Source organism: Streptomyces sp. NPDC059169 (assembly GCF_042755225.1).
GTDB lineage: Bacteria > Actinomycetota > Actinomycetes > Streptomycetales > Streptomycetaceae > Streptomyces.
In genome coordinates, this window is the sequence record NZ_JBHZCF010000010.1 from 132918 (window position 1) to 149979 (window position 17062).

The window sequence follows — 17062 nt, forward strand, 5'->3', positions numbered from 1 at the left end:
AGTCCCCCCAGCCCCATCCCGTAAAGACCCCCCCACGGACGTCGAACGACCACAGGAGCCACGGCCTGGAACCGGGCGGTTACCGACATCGGCAGGGTCCACCATCACGCCGTTGTCCTGAACGGCGAGGGGGAGGTGCTGCTCTCGCGGAGGGTGGTCAGCGACGAGCCGGAACTGCCGAAGCTCACCGCCGACGTCCTGGAGCTGGGCGAGGACGTGGTCGGGGCCGTGCACGTCACCGACGGCACGGACTACGTGCCGGTCAACCTGCTGCACATGCCCGGGGTGAGGCGCGACCCTACGGTGCCGTGGGGGTGCTGGGGGTGTTCCTCCTCGTTGGCGTCGGTGATCACCGGGATCGGTTGACGACACCGCGTCGATGCCCGTCACCGGTGACGTGATCACTCGGCGTCTGGTGTGACCGCGGCGTTGCAGCCGCCCTGGACACGTCCGTTCACCGGGCTGAGCCCGCGGCAGTTCGGGAAGCCGGTGCCGTGTCAGGGAGCGTTCGCCCTGCGGCTTCGTCAGGTGGGTCTGGCTCCAGGGTGCATGGCGGCGCGGCAAGGAAGAGGTTTCCTGACGCGGCGCTACCGTCATGAGGGTGACAGGAACCAATGCCGACCGGCGATGGTCCGAATCCATGCCGGTGGCCTATGAGCAGTACCTCGTGCCGGTGGTCTTCCGGCCCTTCGCCGAGGACCTGACTGCCCGGGCGGCGGCACTCCACCCTCGGCGGATCCTCGAACTCGCCGCGGGAACCGGCGTGTTGACATCCCGCCTGGTCGCGGCGGCACCCTCGGCCGAGGTGACGGCCACCGACCTGAACGAGGCCATGGTCGCTTTCGGGTCGACCCGGGCCCCTGGCGCGGTGTGGCGGCAGGCCGACGCGCAGCGGCTGCCGTTCCCGGTCGGAGACTTCGACCTGGTGGTCTGCCAGTTCGGCGTGATGTTCTTTCCCGACCGCATCGAGGCCTTCACCGAGGTCCGCCGGGTGCTGGCCCCGGGCGGCCGGTTCCTGTTCAACACCTGGGGCCCGCTCGGGACGCACGCCTTCGAAGTCGCGCTGCAGGCCGGGTTGGAGCGGGCCTTTCCGGTCGACCCGCCGCGGTTCTTCCAGACGGTTCCGCACGGCTATGCCGACCCCGCTGTCGTGGCCGCTGACCTGGCGGCCGCCGGGTTCGCTGTCGAGGACGTGCAGGAGCTGACACTTCAGGGCCGGGCCGCGTCGACCGCCGACCTTGCCACCGGGTACCTCACCGGGACACCGGTGCGTGCGGCTGTCGAGGAGCGCGGCGACGGACCCGCCGCCCGGGCCACCGTCGTCGAAGAGATGACAGCCCGTCTGGGCCCGGGGCCGGTCACCGCCGCGATGACGGCGTACGTCTTCCGCGCCGCGGCCTGAACGCAGGACACGCCCGCGCACAGGACGCGGGTGAGTCGACCTCGGCGGGGCTGGTCGCACGGACACCTGGTGCTCATCAGGCGACGTTCGCCCTGGTGACGAGCTTGCGTAGCCGTTCGTCGGCGGCGTGCTCGTCCCGCCGGATGATGTAGCGGCGGATCGTGATGCCCTGCTTCTTGTGGCTGGCGTGGTCGGTGCCGTTGAGGGCGAAGTACCGCAGTGCGGTGAATCGGGCCTCGATCCGGTTGAGCCAGGAGGTGTTGGTCGGGGTGTCAGGCGATCTCGACATCGTCCGCCGCGGCCCAGGTCCCGACCACCGAACCCGTGCCCCTGCGGATGAACCGCAGCAGCCGCTGCCCCTCGTCGTCATCGGTCTCCCGGACTTGTACGCGATCAGCCACGTGGTCGTTCTGACCGCCCGGAACAGCCGGCCGCAGCACCCGGCCTCCTCGCCACAAGAGGGCGAACGTTGTCTGATGCGGCACTGGTGACGGCGCTGCGGCGCGAGGAGGCGGAACGGCAGCTCGCCCCGCCGTTCGGCGCGTGGGTCCTGTCCGGTGCGAAGGAACGGTCGGGAACACCACGGTGGTCGCCGACGGCGGCTGTGGAGGGACTGGGTAGCCCCTCCCGCACCGCCGCGAACGCGGGCAGAGCGAACCGTCCGACTGGAAGGAAGAGCACAACACCTTGCACCGCAAGGCCCGGGCCCGCGTCGAGCATGCCTTCGCCCGCATGAGGCGCTGGAAGAACCTCACCGCGTGACGTCCCTGCGAAGGAAGGTCTCCAGCTGTTCGGCGAAGCCCGGTGCTGCGGCGACGAAGTGACCAGCGCCCGGATGCACGCTGCGTGTGCCACCGAGCGCATCCGCGAGAGCGTCGCAGATCCGCTCGAGCGCGTCCGCGTGGTCCCCGGACGCGACGAGTACCGGGACTCCGGCGTCCCGGATCGTGTCGAGCTGCGGGCGCGCCTCACTGGTCGGCCGACCACCGTGCGCCCGCCGAACGCCGGCAACCACGTTCTCGGGGAGCGGTCCGTCCCCGATGGGTGCGCCCGCGAGATGGAGGAACTCGCGCAGCTCGGTCGGGTCCACATCCATCCCGTGAGTGAGGACCGCATCGCCGATGCGCCCAAGCCGCGCCACCTCGAGATCGTCAGGGACAAGGTAGTTGAGGGGTGGCTCGATCAACGTGAGCGAGCGCACGCTGCCCGGCGCGGCAGCGGCCGCGATCAACGTCCCGAGAACGCCGTAGGAGTGGGCGACGACGTGCGGGCGCCCGACGAGCAGCGGCGCCAGATCCAGGGCGTCCACCTGGAAGTCCTGACGCTCCTGCGGCGGGGGACTCGGCGGATAGCCTCGGCGATGGACGTATCCGAGCGTCCACCGGGCGGCCAGCGGAGCGATAGCGCCCCACGTCGTCCGCGGGCCGGCACCGCCATGTACCAGCAGGACCTCCGGCCCCGAGCCGTCGCGCACCACCACGATCTCGCCCACGAGAGCGAGCATAGCGGCGCACGGTGAGACGCGGCGCCGTGAGCAGCACCCTCACAACGCCACGTGGGACACGCCCTTGGTCTCTCGTGATGGGTACGTGTCACCCGAAGCTTCGGCAACTGTTCGCAGCCCGGGGCGTCTCAGACCCGGGCTACCCGACCTTCGCCGCTACGGTCCCGACGTTGCTGTCGGCGTATGCCTTTGCGGGTGAGGCGATGCGCCTGAGCCCGACCGCACCCCAGGGAGGCATCTCCGGAGCCTCCGTCGGTCCCCGCGGAGCAATCCGCACGAGCACCCTGAAACCGTTGGAGTCCGTCTCGCGGCGGGCCGTAGTCTTCCCCGATGACCAAGATCGAACAGCTGATACCGGAACCGGCGCGGGCGGACAGGTCCGGCCTTCGGGAGGTAGACGTCGGCGAGCTCCTCCCACTCGTACTGGACCGGGAGACTCCATGGTGGAGACGCGAGCCCTGTGCGACCGCGCTGGCCGGGCGGGTGCCTGAGGCGCGCGTTCCTGAACTGATCGGCAGCATCCACGACGCATCCGTCGAAAACGATGTGCGCGAAGCGCTCATCGAGGCCCTCTCCGGCCGGGTGGAACTACTGCCGTGGCTCATGCACGAGGACCGGCGGAAGGAGAGTCACCGTGTGTACGCGGCGGTCCTCAAGGCACGTGCGACTCTCGGCGACCGCTCGGCACTGCCAGGGCTGTCGAGCCGAGCGGGTTGGCCGGACGAGCGCGTGGCACGGCCCTGCAAAGCAGGGCTGGACGCGCTGTTGGCACGATACGGACTGGTGACTCTCCTCGTCGGCCTCGACGAGGGGAACGTCCAGGACCGGATCGACGCCCTCCGAGTGCGCCATCACGCCGGTGAGGACGTGACCGACGCCCTGGCCGACCCCGAGCGGACGGTCGCCTGCACCGTCGCGTTCCTCAGGCACGACGAGGACCGGCTCCGCGCCTACCTCGACAGGGCCCCGACTGTCGAAGCGAAGCTCTGGGCTGTGTGCGCGTTGTACTGGAGCGGCGACGCCGACGGCGAGGAGGACGCGGAGGAGTTGTACAACGCCTTGGGGCGGGTCGAGGTCGCCGGCCTCGATGAGGAGGTCCGCCGGGCGATCCTGCACGAGTACCTGCCCGACAGGACCAGCATGCAGACCGATCCCCGCTGGCGCCTAGAATCCTTCTTCACCGAGCCACCCGCCGTCGTCGACGAGGTTGGACAACTGCGCAGGGCGACACAGGCGCTGATCGCGGCGGGCCTGTCGGCTGATCCTCCCGTATCCGCTGCACAGGACCACGGGGGAAACGGCTTCTTCACCTACCACGCGATCGGGTTCGAGGACGGCCGCAATCGCCTCCTCGTCAGCACCCTCGGACCGTACGTCGCCTGCGAACACCCCGACCGCCTTGGTCCCGCGATCCGTCAGGCACTGGAATCGGCCGGCTTCCTCTGGATCGATTCCGCTGCCGGATCCGTCTTCGTCGACGGCCTGCACGTTTCCGCCATCGGAGGGGCAAGAGAGCAGGACGTGCACGAACTGCTGTTCTTCTGGATCGACTAGCCTCGCCGTTTCGCCTCACGTGACTGAGTCGGTCGTGCCGCGAACACGCGGAGTTCGCGCTCATGGCGAACCGTGGCTTCGAGGACGGCCTTCAGGGTTGTCAACTCGGCGATGAGGTCGAGTTCCCCGGGCAACGCTCGGTGGGCGCGGGCGAGGAGAGAAAGGTCCTCGTCGTCCGGACCGTAGGAGTGGTAGAGGAGGTCAAGAAGTTCGGCGGCACTCTCCCGCCGCGGAAGCGCAGCGCGAATGCCGGGCCAAGGCCGACAGATCCACATCTTGAGGAGCGTGATCATCGTTCTGAAGCGGGGCCAGGGATCGCCATCGGAGCGGCTCGACATGTGGGTGTAGATCTCCCGCATGTCGAGTCCCAAGACGCGGGTGCCCGCGTACGTAAAGGGCGCAACCCCGGTCCCGGCGTCGTACGCCTCCCACGCCGGGCTCCAGAGCAAGTCCAGGAAATCGGAGCGGGCTTCGGGGCCATGAAGCGCGATGCCCACGATCAGCCCGGCGTTGCAGTCGACGGAGGCGTATGTCCGTCCCCAGTCGATGAGCCGTGGCAGCCAGGACGGATCTCCCGTCTTCGTAGCGAGGGCGGGGAGCATTTCGTTGAAAAGGCCGGAACCGCAGATCTTTTCCAGTTCCTCCGCGATCTCGTCCCGCAGGTCGTAGCAGGGGAGATGCAGCAGACCGAGGCAGGCGTCGGCAGCCTCCGCGGTCCGTTCTCTGGCGTACGTCCACAGCAGGCGCTCGGCGGGCTCGAAACCCAGGTACCCAAGGGCGTGCAGGACCGTGCCCGGGAATCCGTCGCGCAGCCGATCCCCGTCGGCGCAGGCGTCCATCAGACGAGAGGCCATGGCGCTGTCCCCGTGCGCGGCGACGACGGGCACCAGACCACCACGTCGTTCGGGGTCCTGGAGAAATGCCTGAAGCAGTGCCTCGGCATCGGCGCGGGAACCGTGCCAGAGCAGTGGCGCGAGCGAGTCTGCCTCGTACGTCCAGTCCTCGGCTGCCGGGTCGTCTGCGTAGCGGTCGAGGATCTCCTGAGTGATCGAGGCGAGCGGTGTGTCAGGTGATTGAGAGGTGCCGTGCATCCCGTGTGTGTGGGGTGCACCGGGCATGAAAGCCATGGTTGCCGGTTCCTTCCTGGCGGAGTCTTCAGAACGCTCGGGGTGCAGCGGTTCTTTCGCAAAGGTAGTGAACACTCCGTTCGTCACGGTGCTGTGGGCTGGTCCGCCGGGCCGGGGCTCCACGAGACGTAGGGCGTTTCCCGTTCGTCCGCTCCACGATCCACCCCTCGGCCTGCGGGTCGAAGCCCTTGCCGGCCGGATTGCGTTCGACGATCTCGTCGTGCCGTTTGCCGTGCTCGACGACGCTCTTCTGGAACCCCTGGTCGACCAGGACTTTGTGCATCGTGTCGGTCTGCTCGACCACACCGTCCAGCAGAGCGCTGCACGTCCCCCGCGAGGAGGGAACCGGCAGCTCGGACGCGCGATGATCCTGTCCGCGTTCGCCGCCCTGCACGAATCCGCCTCCCGCACCTACTACGACCGCTGCCGAGCCGGGGGAAGGACCCGCACACGAGCCCTCCTCCCGCTCGCCCGACAACGCATCGAGGTGCTGTTCGCGATGCTCCGCGCCGGCACCTCCTACGAACCCGGAACCCCACGCTTTTGACGAAAGGCATGGAGGCTCCCGCGTCAGGGCCGCCCCTCACTCCTCGCCGAGGACCGCACGGACCTCGGCGGCCGTCGTGGCCCGGAGCTCGCCGTCCAGCAGTAGCCAGCGGGTGATGCCGAGGGTCTCCAGGAACCGCACGTCGTGGCTCGCCACGACCAGTGCTCCCTCGTACGCCTCCAGTGCCGCCGTGAGTCCGCGGACGCTCGCCATGTCCAGGTTGTTCGTCGGCTCGTCCAGCATGAGCAGTTGCGGTGAGGGTTCCGCCAGCAGGAGCGCCGCCAGCGCGGCACGGAACCGCTCGCCCCCCGAGAGGGACCCGGCCGTCCGGTCGGCGCGCGCGCCCTTGAAGAGGAAGCGTGCGAGCCGCGCCCGGACGGCGTTGTCCGTCGCGGCGGGTGCGAACCGGGCCGCGTTCTCCACGACGCTCAGTCCGTCGTCGAGCGTGTCGAGCCGCTGCGGCAGGAAGCGCATCGGCACGTGCACCGTCACCTCCCCCTCCTGCGGCACCAGTTCACCCGCGATCGTCCGCAACAGCGTCGTCTTGCCGGCCCCGTTGCGTCCGACGAGGGCGATCCGCTCGGGTCCGCACAGGTCGAACTCGCCCTCCATCCGCGGCCCGTGCGCCAACGCCACTTCGGACAGCCGCAGCACGCCTTGGCCCGGATGCACCTTCGTACGGGGGAGTTCGATGCGGATCTCGTCGTCGTCCCGCACCGCGTCGGCGGCCTCGGCGAGCCGCTCCTTGGCCTCGCCCAGTTTCTCCGTGTGCATGATGCGGTGTTTGCCCGCCGAGACCTGCGCCTGTCGCTTGCGTGCACCCATCACGATCTTGGGTTCTCGCTTGTTGTCGTACATCTTCTGGCCGTACCGCTTCCGCTTGGCCAACTTGACCTGTGCATCCACGAGTTCACGCTTCTGTCGCTGGACGTCGGCCTCGGCGACGCGCACCATGCGTTGGGCGGCTTCCTGTTCCACGGCCAGAGCGTGCTCGTAGTCCGAGAAGGTGCCGCCGAACCAGGTCACCTCGCCGTCCCGGAGATCGGCGATCTGGTCGACCCGTTCCAGCAGGTCCCGGTCGTGGCTGACCACGACCATCACCCCGGACCAGGCCTCCACGGCGTCGTAGAGCCGCCGACGCGCGTACAGGTCGAGGTTGTTGGTCGGTTCGTCCAGCAGCAGCACGTCGGGACGGGCCAGCAGCAGTGCCGCGAGGCGCAGCAGGACGCACTCGCCGCCCGATACCTCGCCGACGGTGCGGTCGAGGCCGATGTGCCCGAGCCCCAGTTGGTCGAGCGTGGCGATCGCCCGCTCCTCCACGTCCCAGTCGTCGCCGACCTGCGTGAAGTGCTGCTCGTGTACGTCACCACCCTCGATCGCGTGCAGGGCGGCCCGCGTGGCCGCGATCCCGAGCGCCTCGTCGACGCGCAATGCGGTGTCGAGCACCAGGTTCTGCGGCAGACGGGAGACCTCGCCCACGGTCCGTACGGAGCCTCCGGTGGGGCTGAGATCTCCGGAGATCAGGCGCAGCAGCGTCGACTTGCCGCAGCCGTTGAGGCCGACCAGGCCGGTCCTGCCCGGTCCGACGGCGAGCTGGAAGTCCTCGAAGACCTGGGTGCCATCGGGCCAACTGAACGACAGCGACGAGCACATGACATGGGTGTGGACGGTAGACATGAGGGTCTCCCTGTTGCGGTGGAGGGTTGGGGCAACGGGTGAGACACCGTTCGGGACGGCAGAGGGGCCCGGGGCGTGGGAGCGGGACGGCTCGTACGCCGAGGTCGCACACGGGCACGCGGGCGGAAAGCCGCGTCGCGCGGTGTCTCAAGACCTCAGACGAGCAATGTCCTTCTCCGATCCGACGACTGTGGGGCCGAGGAAGAAATTACGCCCTTGCCGGTCGGCGGGCAATCGCTTTTCCGTGTTCCGTCGATCGGCAAGCAGCAGCTGACGCCGGCCCGTTCGCACGGCCGACGCCTCTGGGCGTGGGGGCGGGTCGGCTCCGCGTTCCGGGGCCTGCGGACAGCCGCCGCTCGGCGACGGGACCGACCCGGAACGTTCGACTTCGCCGTCCGACCGCCCGTGCCGAGCCAGCGGGGGCGCAGTGGGGGTCCCCGTCTCAGCTTGTTCTCTTACCTCGCGCCGCGTCGGACGGTCGGCAGTAGGACAAATTTTCGGTGCGTGTCGGGGGCAGACTGGTCAGACTCATGGCATGACATCGAAGATTAGCCGCATCAACCCCGATCAGTTGCATGAGACACCGGGCTACCACCACATCACCGTGGTGGAGACCGGCCGAACTGCCTATCTTGCCGGGCAGTGCCCCCTCGACCCGGGTGGTTCTCTCGTCGGCCCGGGCTCCCTCGAGGTGCAAGTTGATCAGGTTGTCGTGAACGCGATTGCTGCCCTTGCGGCGGTACATGCTCAGCCGCAGCACGTGGTGCGTTCGGTGATCTACGTGCGGAGCAATGACAGGGAGGACCTGAGCCTCGCCTGGAACCGGCTTACCGCTTCCGCCCTCGGACCGGCCTTCACGTCCGCCAGCACGCTCTTGGGGGTTGCACAGCTGGGCTTCGCAGGGCAGCTGGTCGAGGTGGACCTCACCGTCGCGCTGCCCGACTGAGCGGCCTCACGCCTCGAACGGCGCCTCGAACTGCTTCGCCCACATGGTCATGTGCCGGACGTCGAGGCGGCCTCCGTCTGATAACGGCTCATCGCCGCGCGGCAGTGGCAGCCCGGCGAGCTGGACATCGTCATCGTCACGGACGCCGGATACGACGTGACCCGCCTGGCCCGGGTCCTGCGGGATCTGCCCGTCGAGTCGACCGGGCGGATCCGCGGCGACCGCGTGCTGCGGCTCGCCCGCCCGCCGGCCCGGGACCTTCGGCACCCCTGGGAGAGGCCGGTCGCACCCGAGCCGACTCATGCCTGCCCGAGTCCGACGGGCGTTTCGGAACCTCCGCCAGCACACGCCCTGTCCCGCCAGGGCAGCGAACCCCACCGGACGGGGCCTGGACGACCACCCGGCACCAGGAACAGGCGCCGGGCACCCTGCTACGACGTCGGCAAGACCGTCCGCCGCGAGAAGACGCTCATCGCCCTACAGCGGTTGACGGGTCAAAGAACACGCTCAGTAGATGTTGCGCATCAGCTCGGCGAGGTCCTCGTCCAGGTCCAGGTGGAGGTGCTCACGGCCGACCGGGACGAGCTCCAGCGAGCGCTTGAGGAAGCGCCGCAGGTCGGACGTGCGGATGTGCACCATGGCGGTGCCCTCCGGAGCGTGGAACTCGAGGACCGTCCGGTCGTAGCCGTACGGTCGGATCCGCACGTCACCGACCCCGGCAGGCTCCTCCAGGCCGCGCGCGAGCAGTTCGCGGCCGAAGGACCACGCCACTTCGGTTCCTTCCAGCGTCGCCGGCGGCGGGAATGCCATGCTCACGGCAAACGGGTCGCGACGGTCGTAACGCAGGATCGCGGGCACGGTCTCCATCTGGGGTGCCGAGGCGACCAGACGGGCCTGAACGGCCTGCTCGATGACGCTGGACAAGGCCCGCTCCCTTACTTCGCTGCGGCACGGCCGACGTGTTCCTTGCACAGAGGAGGACGGCAGAACCGACCGATGCGTGCATCGGAGGACAGGGTGAGTTGCGTCACCGATCGAGGCGCTCTGGACCGGACCCCGGGTCTCGGCTAGGTTCGCGCGCCATGAGACGTGAGGGGAAGTCGAGACGGTGGACGTCCTTGGGGCTGTGCGGGGCTGCACTGGTCGCCGCCCTGGCCGGTCCGGCGCAGGCCGAGCCGCAGCACACGGCGCGCACCACACCACACTGGGACGTCAAGCAGACCGGCACGGACGCGCGGTTACGGGGCCTCGCCGCGGTGAGCCGGGAGACGGCGTGGGCCGCCGGTTCCCACGGCACCGTACTGCGGACCACGGACGGAGGGCGGAGCTGGGGTGACGTCTCCCCATCCGGTGCGGGTGAGCTGGAGTTCCGCGACATCGAGGCCTTCGACGGCCGGCGGGCCGTGGTACTGGCCATCGGGGAGGGTGAGGCGTCGCGCGTGCTCCGCACCGAGAACGGCGGCCTGACTTGGAGCGAGTCCTTCCGCAACACCGACCCGAGGGCCTTCTACGACTGCATGACCTTCTTCGACCCGGAGCACGGACTGGCCGTGAGCGATCCGGTCGACGGCAAGTACCGCATCCTCTCCACCGCTGACGGGGGGACGTCCTGGCGGGTCCTCCCGGGCGAGGGGATGCCGGTCGCGCAGACCGGCGAGGCGGGTTTCGCGGCGAGCGGCCAGTGCCTGGTCAGTGCCGGGCCCAGGGACGTCTGGCTGGCCACCGGGGGCGGAGCCACTGCGCGCGTGCTGCACTCCGCCGACCGCGGGCGGCACTGGACCGCGGCGGAGTCGACGGTCCCGGCGGGCGACGCGGCCCGTGGAGTCTTCGCGCTCGCCTTCCGCGACCGACACCGCGGCCTGGCGGTCGGCGGCGACTACCGGACGGGGCAGGCGTCACCGCAGGCGGCCGCAGCCAGCAACGACGGCGGCCGAAGCTGGCGGCAGGCGGCGACCCCGCCGCCCGCGTACCGCTCCGGTGTCGCCTGGCTCCCGCACGGCCGCGCCGCTGCGCTCGCGGTCGGACCCACGGGCACCGACCTGACCACGGACGGCGGCCGCACCTGGCGCACCGTGGACACCGGCTCCTACGACACGGTCGACTGCGCGCCGGGCCGTGGTGCCCGCGTCCCCTGGGGACACAGGGCTCCCGCGTGCTGGGCCTCGGGGGAGAAGGGCCGGGTGGCGCGATGGGACCGCTGACCTGCCGGGCCCCGGTCGTGGACCGCCGACCGGGTCCCTCGTCAGGCCGGCGATTGCTCCCGGTACGCCGCGAGCGCGGGTGCGGTCTTGGTCGCGATGAACTCCGTGATCCGGTACTCGCACACGCCGCCGGCCGTGAACGGGTCGGACGCGGTGATCTCCTCGACCCGCTCGCGGTCGACGCCCACGGCCAGCAGCACGCCGCCGTCCCTCGGGTTCTTGCGTCCGGAGGCGATGACGACGCCCTGCTCGTACAGCGCGTCCAGCCATGCCACGTGCGCGTCGAGGAGCGCGTCGACGCGCTCCACGGGCGCGGTGTAGGTCAATTCCAGTACGTACATGATCGTCAGGTTAGCCGGGGTGTCTAGGGTGGGTTCCACCATGACCACCATCAGGACACCTGCTGACGAGACCGCGGCCCGGGCCGTCCAGGACGAGCTGCGCGCCCGGGTCGTGCTCGACGAAACGGGGCCGCTGCCGGGCACGGGCTTGGTCACCGGGGTCGACGTGGCCTACGACGACGAGCGCGATGTCGTCGTCGCGGCCGCCGTGGTCCTCGACGCCGGCACCCTCGACGTCGTCGAGGAGACCACGGCGGTCGGCGAGGTCGCCTTCCCCTATGTACCGGGTCTCCTCGCCTTCCGCGAGGTTCCGACCGTGCTCGCCGCCCTGGAGTCGCTGCGCTCCGCCCCGGGGCTCGTCGTCTGCGACGGCTACGGTCGTGCCCACCCCCGCCGCTTCGGTCTCGCCAGCCACCTCGGCGTGGTGACGGGACTGCCGGTCGTGGGCGTCGCCAAGAACCCCTTCACCTTCACCTACGACCAGCCGGGCGGGCGGCGGGGGGACGCCTCACCGCTGCTCGCGGACGCAGGGGAGGAGGTCGGCCGGGCCCTGCGCACCCAGGACGGGGTCAAACCGGTCTTCGTCTCGGTCGGTCACCGGGTCTCCCTGGACAACGCCTGCGCCCACACCCTCGCACTGTCCCCGAACTTCCGGCTGCCGGAGTCGACGCGCCGGGCGGATGCGCTCTGCCGTCGGGTGCTGCGCGAGACCATCACCTGAGCAGGGCCCCGGGGCCGGTGCGTGGCTGCGGCGAAGGGTCGGGGACGTGGAGCCCGTCCGGACGGCGTCGTGCCGGGCCGGTGGCGCCGTCACGTCTCGTGCGGGTCGTGCGGGACCGTCCGGTAGCGACTGCGGAACTCGGTGAGGAGTTCGTCCGTCACCGCCGCACCCGCGGCGACCGCCGCGTGGACCTCCCGGAAGTACCCCTCGTAGCCGGCCGGGGTGTACAGGCACAGTGCGCGCACGGTGCGGGAGCCCGCGTTGCGGAAGCCGTGCGGAGTGCCGCGCACGGCAGCCATCAGGTGCCCGGGGCCCACCGCCACTTCCCCCTCGCCGTCGTGGAGGGTCAACTCGCCCTCCAGGACGTAGAAGTACTCGTCGTGGGCGGTGTGGACGTGCGGGCGGGCACCCACGGTACCGGGCGCGAGGGTGAACTCCTCGAAGGCGAACCGGCCCTCGGTGTGCTCAGCGGTGAGCCGGAAGAAGTGCGCCACTCCGGCCACGTCGATCAACTCACCGTCCTGGGGGCGGAGCAGCAGCGGGCGAGGGGCGGGTATCGGAAGCTCGGTCATCCGGGCATCCTGGCAGACGCCCGTCCCTGCGCCCCGTGCGCCGCACGCCACCGTCGTCAGGTCGTCCCCGGTGGTCGGGGCGCCCCTGCGCGGAACCCGCCGGCCGGGCGCCCCAGCGCAGGTCCGACGCTCACGACCGACCTACCGGGAGTCGGCGAACCACCTGTCGGGAGTCGGCGAACGGCGGGAGTAGGCGAACGTCCTATCGGGAGTAGGCGACGCGGAAGGTGATGCCGGCGGCACGCAGCCGTGAGAGGAGCGCATCGCCCATCGCGACGGCCGTGGTCACCTGGCCGGCGGTCTGCGGCAGCTCGTCGAGGGCGAGGCTGAGCGCCGACTCGGCGAGCATCTTCGCGGTCTCGTCGTAGCCGGGGTCGCCACCGGACACCTCCGTGAAGACGCGTCGCCCGCCGCCCTCGCCGACGAACCGGACCCGGAACCAGCTCTTCTCGCGCCGTTCGGCGCTCGGACCCCGCCCCGGCTCGTACCGGTCCATCAACCAGTCGCGGACAGCCGGGAGTTGGGCGAGCACCGTCAGGGCGGCGAGGGCCGCTGGGCCGCCGAGGGCCATCGGAAGCGTCTTGACCGACGCGTAGTGCCGGTACTGGAAGTCGGGGCCGTAGCGCCTCAGACCGGCGGCCGAGCGACTCACGATCCTCGGGTCGAGGGTGGGCAGCGGCAGGGCCCAGGCGCCGGTCTCCCTGCTGAACCGGGGTGCACCGAGCCGCGCCCTGGCTCGCCGGCCGACCAGTCGGGGCTCGTGCAGCCGTCGTCCGCGTGCCGCGCGGGCTGCCTGCCGCTGTCGTCCCATGGCGGTGACGGCGGAGGCGAAGGTGCCGCCCGAGAAGATCCCGCCGGCCCGGACGAAGCCGTCGACGCGCAGCGGTGCGTCCTCGGGCAACTGCTGGACCGTGAAGTACACCCCCAGGTCGTGCGGCACGGAGTCGAAGCCGCAGGCGTGCACGATCCGGGCGCCGGTTTCACGGGCGCGTGCGTCGTAGCGGACGTACACGTCGTCCACGAACTCCGGCTCGCCCGTGAGGTCGGCGTAGTCCGTCCCGGCTTCGGCGCAGGCCTCGACCAGCGCTTCCCCGTACCAGACGTACGGGCCCACGGTCGTGGCGACCACACGGGTGGACTCGGCCAGGCCGCGCAGCGACTCGGGGTCCGCCGCATCGGCGACGACGATCGGAAGGTCGGCGCACGCCGGGTTCGCCGAGGCCAGCCGCTCGCGCAGCCGCTCCAGCTTGTCCGCGTTGCGCCCTGCGATGGCCCAGCGGCAGTCCTCCGGGGCGTGCGCGGCGAGGTACTCGGCGGTGAGCGTGCCGACGAAGCCCGTGGCTCCGAAGAGCACGATGTCGTACGCCCGCTGTGGCCCGTTCTTCCGGTTCACTGACCCCTCCGCCCGACTGCCCCACGCCGATGTCGGTGGCCGAGGCTAGCGTGAGACGGAACAGCGCGCGCTACCGGGAGGTACGGATGGCGGCACCGCCGAAAGGCGCCCTGGCGAAATGGGAGAGGGTGCGGTCCTTTGCCCTGGGCCTGCCGGCCGCGGGCGAGGAGTTCCCCTGGGGTGAGACGGTCGTCAAGGTCAACAAGAAGATCTTCGTCTTTCTGGGGGTAGCCGACGGCAGCTACCCGCTGGGGCTGGTGGTGAAGCTCCGGGACGAGGCGGTGCACGCCCACGCCCTGTCCAGCCCGGGTGCCGAACCGTCCGGCTACGGCCTCGGCAAGGCCGGCTGGGTGCGGATTCCGCTGGCCGTTGAGGGGGCTCCCGCGGTGGACGTGCTCTGCGACTGGGTGGAGGAGAGCTACCGGGCGATCGCGACGAAGAAGCTGGTCGCGGAGCTCGACGCGCGCTGAGCGGTCTCCCGGTGCCGGTGCGGCGCGCCGATCGGCGCCAGCCGCCCGGATCCCGCGAGAATGCGGCGAAAAACACTAAGCGCTTGCTCGCCGGAGGGCTTGTGCGGAGTGGAACACGTTCTTAACATCACTGATGTTACATCAGTTGTGTCACAGTGCTGGGGGCTTGATGGCAGCGACAGGGAACGGTCCGCCGGGCGGTCCGCTGACCGGCGTGCGCGTGGTCGAGCTGGCAGGTATCGGGCCCGGCCCGTTCGCCGCCATGCTGCTCGCGGACCTCGGGGCGGACGTCGTGCGCGTCGACCGTCCCGGAGGCGCGGGGCTGGCGATCGATCCCGCCTACGACCTGACGAACCGGAACAAACGGTCCGTGATGGTCGACCTCAAGGCGGACGGCGGGGCACAGCGGGTGCTCGATCTGGTCGAACGCGCAGACATCCTCATCGAGGGCTACCGACCGGGCGTGGCCGAGCGGCTCGGCGTCGGGCCGCAGGACTGCCACGCCCGTAACCCCCAACTGGTCTACGGCCGGATGACCGGCTGGGGCCAGGCCGGACCGCTCGCCCAGCGGGCCGGCCACGACATCGCCTACATCGCGATCACCGGCACCCTCGGCATGATCGGTAAGCCCGACGAGGCGCCCGCCGTGCCCGCCAACCTCGTCGGCGACTACGCGGGCGGTTCGCTCTACCTCGTCGTCGGCGTTCTGGCCGCGTTGCAGCACGCCCGTACGGAGGGCGGCCGCGGACAGGTCGTTGACGCGGCGATCGTCGACGGCGCCGCGCACCTCGCCACGATGATCCACGGGATGATGGCCGCCGGAGGCTGGCAGGACCGCCGGGGCTCGAACCTGCTCGACGGCGGCTGCCCCTTCTACGGGAACTACGAGACCGCCGACGGGGCGTACATGGCGGTGGGGCCGCTCGAGCAAGCCTTCTACGACGAGTTCATCGAATTGTTGGGAATCCGGGACGAGGTCCCGACCCGCAAGGACTTCGCCCGCTGGGGCGAGCTGCGTGCCGCCGTCGCCGCCAGGTTCCGGACGAAGACCCGCGACGCATGGACCGCGGTCTTCGAGGGGTCCGACGCGTGCGTAGCGCCCGTGCTGTCGCTGCGCGAGGCCCCGGCCCACCCGCATCTCGCGGCCCGAGGCACCTTCACCGAGCATGGGGGGATCACCCAGCCGGCCCCCGCGCCGCGCTTCTCCGCCACTCCGGGCAGCGTGCGCAGGCCCCCGGCGCAGCCCGGGGCCGACACCGAGGACGTGGCCCGCGACTGGGACGTGCCCGGCATCCGGGCCGATCAGGAAGGGGCGCGCTGATGGGACCGCTGCCGCCGGACCGCCCGGGGGTCCGGAGCACCGGCCGCACCGGAGGGCCGTGGGTCGTGGAACCCCGCGCCTTCCAGGGCCAACCGATCGAAACCACCAACGGCCGGACGTAGGGGACAGGGACATGGAACGGCAGATCTTCGACACCGAGCACGACGTGTTCCGCGAAACCGTCCGCGCCTTCCTCGCGAAGGAAGTGCTGCCCCACTACGAGCAGTGGGAGAAGGACGGCATCGTCGCGCGCGAAGCCTGGCTGGCGGCGGGCAGGCAAGGGCTGCTCGGCCTCGCCGTCCCCGAGGAGTACGGAGGCGGCGGCAACTCCGACTTCCGCTACAGCGCGGTGCTCGCCGAGGAGTTCACCCGGGCCGGCGTGGCCGGACTCGCCCTCGGCCTCCACAACGACATCATCGGCCCGTACCTCACCTCGCTGGCCACACCGGAGCAGAAGCGGCGCTGGCTACCCGGCTTCTGCAGCGGCGAGACCATCACGGCCATCGCCATGACCGAGCCGGGTGCCGGCTCGGACCTCCAGGGCATCCGCACCACCGCTGAGGACCGCGGCGACCACTGGCTGCTCAACGGCTCCAAGACCTTCATCTCCAACGGCATACTCGCCGACCTGGTGATCGTCGTGGCCAAGACCACCCCGGAAGGCGGGGCGAAGGGACTTTCCCTCCTGGTCGTGGAACGCGGAGCGGAAGGCTTCGAGCGTGGCCGCAACCTCGACAAGATCGGGCAGAAGGCGCAGGACACGGCGGAGCTGTTCTTCACCGACGTCCGCGTGCCGAAGGAGAACCTCCTCGGCGAGTTGAACGGCGCGTTCGTCCACCTGATGACCAACCTCGCCCAGGAGCGACTCCACATCGCCGTGGCCGGTATCGCTGCCGCCGAGCACCTCCTGGAGATCACCACGCGGTACGTCAAGGAGCGCGAGGCGTTCGGTCGCCCGCTCGCCAAGCTCCAGCACATCCGCTTCGAGATAGCGGAAATGGCCACGGAGTGCGCTGTCACCCGCACGTTCCTCGACCGCTGCATCGTCGACCACTCCGAGGGGAAGCTCGACGCGGTGCACGCCTCGATGGCCAAGTGGTGGGCGACCGAGCTGCAAAAGCGTGCCGCCGACCGCTGCCTCCAGTTGCACGGCGGCTACGGCTACATGGCCGAGTACCCGGTCGCCAGGGCCTTCACCGACGGCCGCATCCAGACGATCTACGGCGGTACCACCGAGATCATGAAGGAGATCATCGGCCGCTCGCTGCTCTCCTGATCCCGCCCCA

16 protein-coding genes and 6 pseudogenes are annotated in these 17062 nt (G+C 70.4%); 14 read left to right on the forward strand and 8 right to left on the reverse strand.

The features are described 5' to 3' along the window. Positions 1-87: 87 nt before the first annotated feature. From ACFXOM_RS20080 to ACFXOM_RS20090, 3 genes and pseudogenes are all read left to right on the forward strand, one after another. Positions 88-366, forward strand: a complete 279-nt coding sequence (locus ACFXOM_RS20080) for a transposase (RefSeq protein WP_384930963.1) — start codon at positions 88-90, stop codon at positions 364-366. Between the two features lie 51 nt (positions 367-417). Further along, positions 418-519: pseudogene (locus tag ACFXOM_RS20085) on the forward strand (IS5/IS1182 family transposase); the annotation flags it as partial. A 76-nt stretch (positions 520-595) separates the two neighbouring features. Continuing rightward, positions 596-1402 carry a class I SAM-dependent methyltransferase gene (locus ACFXOM_RS20090; RefSeq protein ID WP_384945794.1) on the forward strand — a complete coding sequence of 269 codons (807 nt, stop codon included), beginning with the start codon at positions 596-598 and terminating at the stop codon, positions 1400-1402. A 76-nt stretch (positions 1403-1478) separates the two neighbouring features. On the opposite strand, the pseudogene ACFXOM_RS20095 reads toward ACFXOM_RS20090, so the two are convergent. After that, positions 1479-1716, reverse strand: a pseudogene (locus ACFXOM_RS20095) (transposase); the annotation flags it as partial. Between the two features lie 227 nt (positions 1717-1943). Here ACFXOM_RS20095 and ACFXOM_RS20100 point away from each other — a divergent pair. After that, positions 1944-2155 (forward strand): annotated as a pseudogene (locus tag ACFXOM_RS20100) (IS5/IS1182 family transposase); the annotation flags it as partial. Here ACFXOM_RS20100 and ACFXOM_RS20105 read toward each other — a convergent pair. Then, complete coding sequence (locus tag ACFXOM_RS20105) at positions 2154-2906, reverse strand: alpha/beta fold hydrolase (RefSeq protein ID WP_384945792.1); 753 nt, start codon at positions 2904-2906, stop codon at positions 2154-2156. The pseudogene ACFXOM_RS20100 and the gene ACFXOM_RS20105 sit on opposite strands and share 2 nt — an antisense overlap. A 330-nt stretch (positions 2907-3236) precedes the next feature. Here ACFXOM_RS20105 and ACFXOM_RS20110 point away from each other — a divergent pair, with 330 nt between their 5' ends. Then, positions 3237-4460 (forward strand): hypothetical protein, encoded by a 1224-nt coding sequence (locus ACFXOM_RS20110; protein ID WP_384945790.1) that lies wholly within the window; start codon positions 3237-3239, stop codon positions 4458-4460. Here the strand turns inward: ACFXOM_RS20110 and ACFXOM_RS20115 are convergent. Then, positions 4457-5587: a hypothetical protein gene (locus ACFXOM_RS20115; RefSeq protein WP_384945789.1), complete on the reverse strand. Its 1131-nt coding sequence runs from the start codon at positions 5585-5587 to the stop codon at positions 4457-4459. The two genes, ACFXOM_RS20110 and ACFXOM_RS20115, sit on opposite strands and share 4 nt — an antisense overlap. A gap of 331 nt (positions 5588-5918) precedes the next feature. Between ACFXOM_RS20115 and ACFXOM_RS20120 the strand changes: the two are divergent. Then, positions 5919-6134 (forward strand): annotated as a pseudogene (locus ACFXOM_RS20120) (IS110 family transposase); the annotation flags it as partial. A 36-nt stretch (positions 6135-6170) separates the two neighbouring features. On the opposite strand, the gene ACFXOM_RS20125 reads toward ACFXOM_RS20120, so the two are convergent. Further along, positions 6171-7811, reverse strand: a complete 1641-nt coding sequence (locus ACFXOM_RS20125; RefSeq protein ID WP_384930708.1) for an ABC-F family ATP-binding cassette domain-containing protein — start codon at positions 7809-7811, stop codon at positions 6171-6173. A 535-nt stretch (positions 7812-8346) separates the two neighbouring features. On the opposite strand from ACFXOM_RS20125, the gene ACFXOM_RS20130 reads away from it, so the two are divergent. From ACFXOM_RS20130 to ACFXOM_RS20140, 3 genes and pseudogenes are all read left to right on the forward strand, one after another. Further along, positions 8347-8757 (forward strand): RidA family protein, encoded by a 411-nt coding sequence (locus ACFXOM_RS20130; RefSeq protein ID WP_384930705.1) that lies wholly within the window; start codon positions 8347-8349, stop codon positions 8755-8757. A 156-nt stretch (positions 8758-8913) separates the two neighbouring features. Beyond that, positions 8914-8958, forward strand: a pseudogene (locus ACFXOM_RS20135) (hypothetical protein); the annotation flags it as partial. A 27-nt stretch (positions 8959-8985) separates the two neighbouring features. Continuing rightward, positions 8986-9228 (forward strand): annotated as a pseudogene (locus tag ACFXOM_RS20140) (transposase); the annotation flags it as partial. A 36-nt stretch (positions 9229-9264) separates the two neighbouring features. On the opposite strand, the gene ACFXOM_RS20145 reads toward ACFXOM_RS20140, so the two are convergent. Then, positions 9265-9681 carry an SsgA family sporulation/cell division regulator gene (locus ACFXOM_RS20145; RefSeq protein ID WP_384930702.1) on the reverse strand — a complete coding sequence of 139 codons (417 nt, stop codon included), beginning with the start codon at positions 9679-9681 and terminating at the stop codon, positions 9265-9267. Between the two features lie 158 nt (positions 9682-9839). On the opposite strand from ACFXOM_RS20145, the gene ACFXOM_RS20150 reads away from it, so the two are divergent. Next, on the forward strand, positions 9840-10958 hold the full coding sequence (locus ACFXOM_RS20150) for a WD40/YVTN/BNR-like repeat-containing protein (protein ID WP_384945787.1): 1119 nt from the start codon (positions 9840-9842) through the stop codon (positions 10956-10958). A 41-nt stretch (positions 10959-10999) separates the two neighbouring features. Here the strand turns inward: ACFXOM_RS20150 and ACFXOM_RS20155 are convergent, their stop codons facing one another. After that, positions 11000-11299: a YciI family protein gene (locus ACFXOM_RS20155; protein ID WP_384945785.1), complete on the reverse strand. Its 300-nt coding sequence runs from the start codon at positions 11297-11299 to the stop codon at positions 11000-11002. Positions 11300-11339: 40 nt separating this feature from the next. Here ACFXOM_RS20155 and ACFXOM_RS20160 point away from each other — a divergent pair, with 40 nt between their 5' ends. Then, entirely contained in the window at positions 11340-12020 is a 681-nt protein-coding gene (locus tag ACFXOM_RS20160; protein ID WP_384930694.1) for an endonuclease V, read from the forward strand. Positions 12021-12109: 89 nt separating this feature from the next. Here the strand turns inward: ACFXOM_RS20160 and ACFXOM_RS20165 are convergent, their stop codons facing one another. Both ACFXOM_RS20165 and ACFXOM_RS20170 read right to left on the reverse strand, forming a co-directional pair. After that, complete coding sequence (locus tag ACFXOM_RS20165; RefSeq protein ID WP_384930691.1) at positions 12110-12592, reverse strand: cupin domain-containing protein; 483 nt, start codon at positions 12590-12592, stop codon at positions 12110-12112. A 202-nt stretch (positions 12593-12794) separates the two neighbouring features. After that, positions 12795-13985, reverse strand: a complete 1191-nt coding sequence (locus ACFXOM_RS20170) for a saccharopine dehydrogenase family protein (protein ID WP_384945783.1) — start codon at positions 13983-13985, stop codon at positions 12795-12797. A gap of 86 nt (positions 13986-14071) precedes the next feature. Between ACFXOM_RS20170 and ACFXOM_RS20175 the strand changes: the two genes are divergently transcribed. The 3 genes from ACFXOM_RS20175 to ACFXOM_RS20185 all read left to right on the forward strand — a co-directional run bounded on the left by ACFXOM_RS20175 (position 14072) and on the right by ACFXOM_RS20185 (position 17052). Further along, positions 14072-14455: an MmcQ/YjbR family DNA-binding protein gene (locus ACFXOM_RS20175; protein ID WP_384930685.1), complete on the forward strand. Its 384-nt coding sequence runs from the start codon at positions 14072-14074 to the stop codon at positions 14453-14455. Positions 14456-14624: 169 nt separating this feature from the next. Beyond that, positions 14625-15776: a CaiB/BaiF CoA transferase family protein gene (locus tag ACFXOM_RS20180; protein WP_384930682.1), complete on the forward strand. Its 1152-nt coding sequence runs from the start codon at positions 14625-14627 to the stop codon at positions 15774-15776. 133 nt (positions 15777-15909) lie between these two features. Further along, positions 15910-17052 (forward strand): acyl-CoA dehydrogenase family protein, encoded by a 1143-nt coding sequence (locus ACFXOM_RS20185; protein WP_384945781.1) that lies wholly within the window; start codon positions 15910-15912, stop codon positions 17050-17052. The last annotated feature ends 10 nt before the right edge of the window (positions 17053-17062 follow it).

Coding starts and splice junctions, on each gene's coding strand:
- ACFXOM_RS20115 (WP_384945789.1), bottom strand. CDS start 5,587: ATGGCTTTCATGCCCGGTGCACCCCACACACACGGGATGCACGGCACC.
- ACFXOM_RS20125 (WP_384930708.1), bottom strand. CDS start 7,811: ATGTCTACCGTCCACACCCATGTCATGTGCTCGTCGCTGTCGTTCAGT.
- ACFXOM_RS20185 (WP_384945781.1), top strand. CDS start 15,910: ATGGAACGGCAGATCTTCGACACCGAGCACGACGTGTTCCGCGAAACC.
- ACFXOM_RS20105 (WP_384945792.1), bottom strand. CDS start 2,906: ATGCTCGCTCTCGTGGGCGAGATCGTGGTGGTGCGCGACGGCTCGGGG.
- ACFXOM_RS20160 (WP_384930694.1), top strand. CDS start 11,340: ATGACCACCATCAGGACACCTGCTGACGAGACCGCGGCCCGGGCCGTC.
- ACFXOM_RS20155 (WP_384945785.1), bottom strand. CDS start 11,299: ATGTACGTACTGGAATTGACCTACACCGCGCCCGTGGAGCGCGTCGAC.
- ACFXOM_RS20175 (WP_384930685.1), top strand. CDS start 14,072: ATGGCGGCACCGCCGAAAGGCGCCCTGGCGAAATGGGAGAGGGTGCGG.
- ACFXOM_RS20090 (WP_384945794.1), top strand. CDS start 596: ATGAGGGTGACAGGAACCAATGCCGACCGGCGATGGTCCGAATCCATG.
- ACFXOM_RS20130 (WP_384930705.1), top strand. CDS start 8,347: ATGACATCGAAGATTAGCCGCATCAACCCCGATCAGTTGCATGAGACA.
- ACFXOM_RS20150 (WP_384945787.1), top strand. CDS start 9,840: ATGAGACGTGAGGGGAAGTCGAGACGGTGGACGTCCTTGGGGCTGTGC.
- ACFXOM_RS20110 (WP_384945790.1), top strand. CDS start 3,237: ATGACCAAGATCGAACAGCTGATACCGGAACCGGCGCGGGCGGACAGG.
- ACFXOM_RS20165 (WP_384930691.1), bottom strand. CDS start 12,592: ATGACCGAGCTTCCGATACCCGCCCCTCGCCCGCTGCTGCTCCGCCCC.
- ACFXOM_RS20180 (WP_384930682.1), top strand. CDS start 14,625: ATGGCAGCGACAGGGAACGGTCCGCCGGGCGGTCCGCTGACCGGCGTG.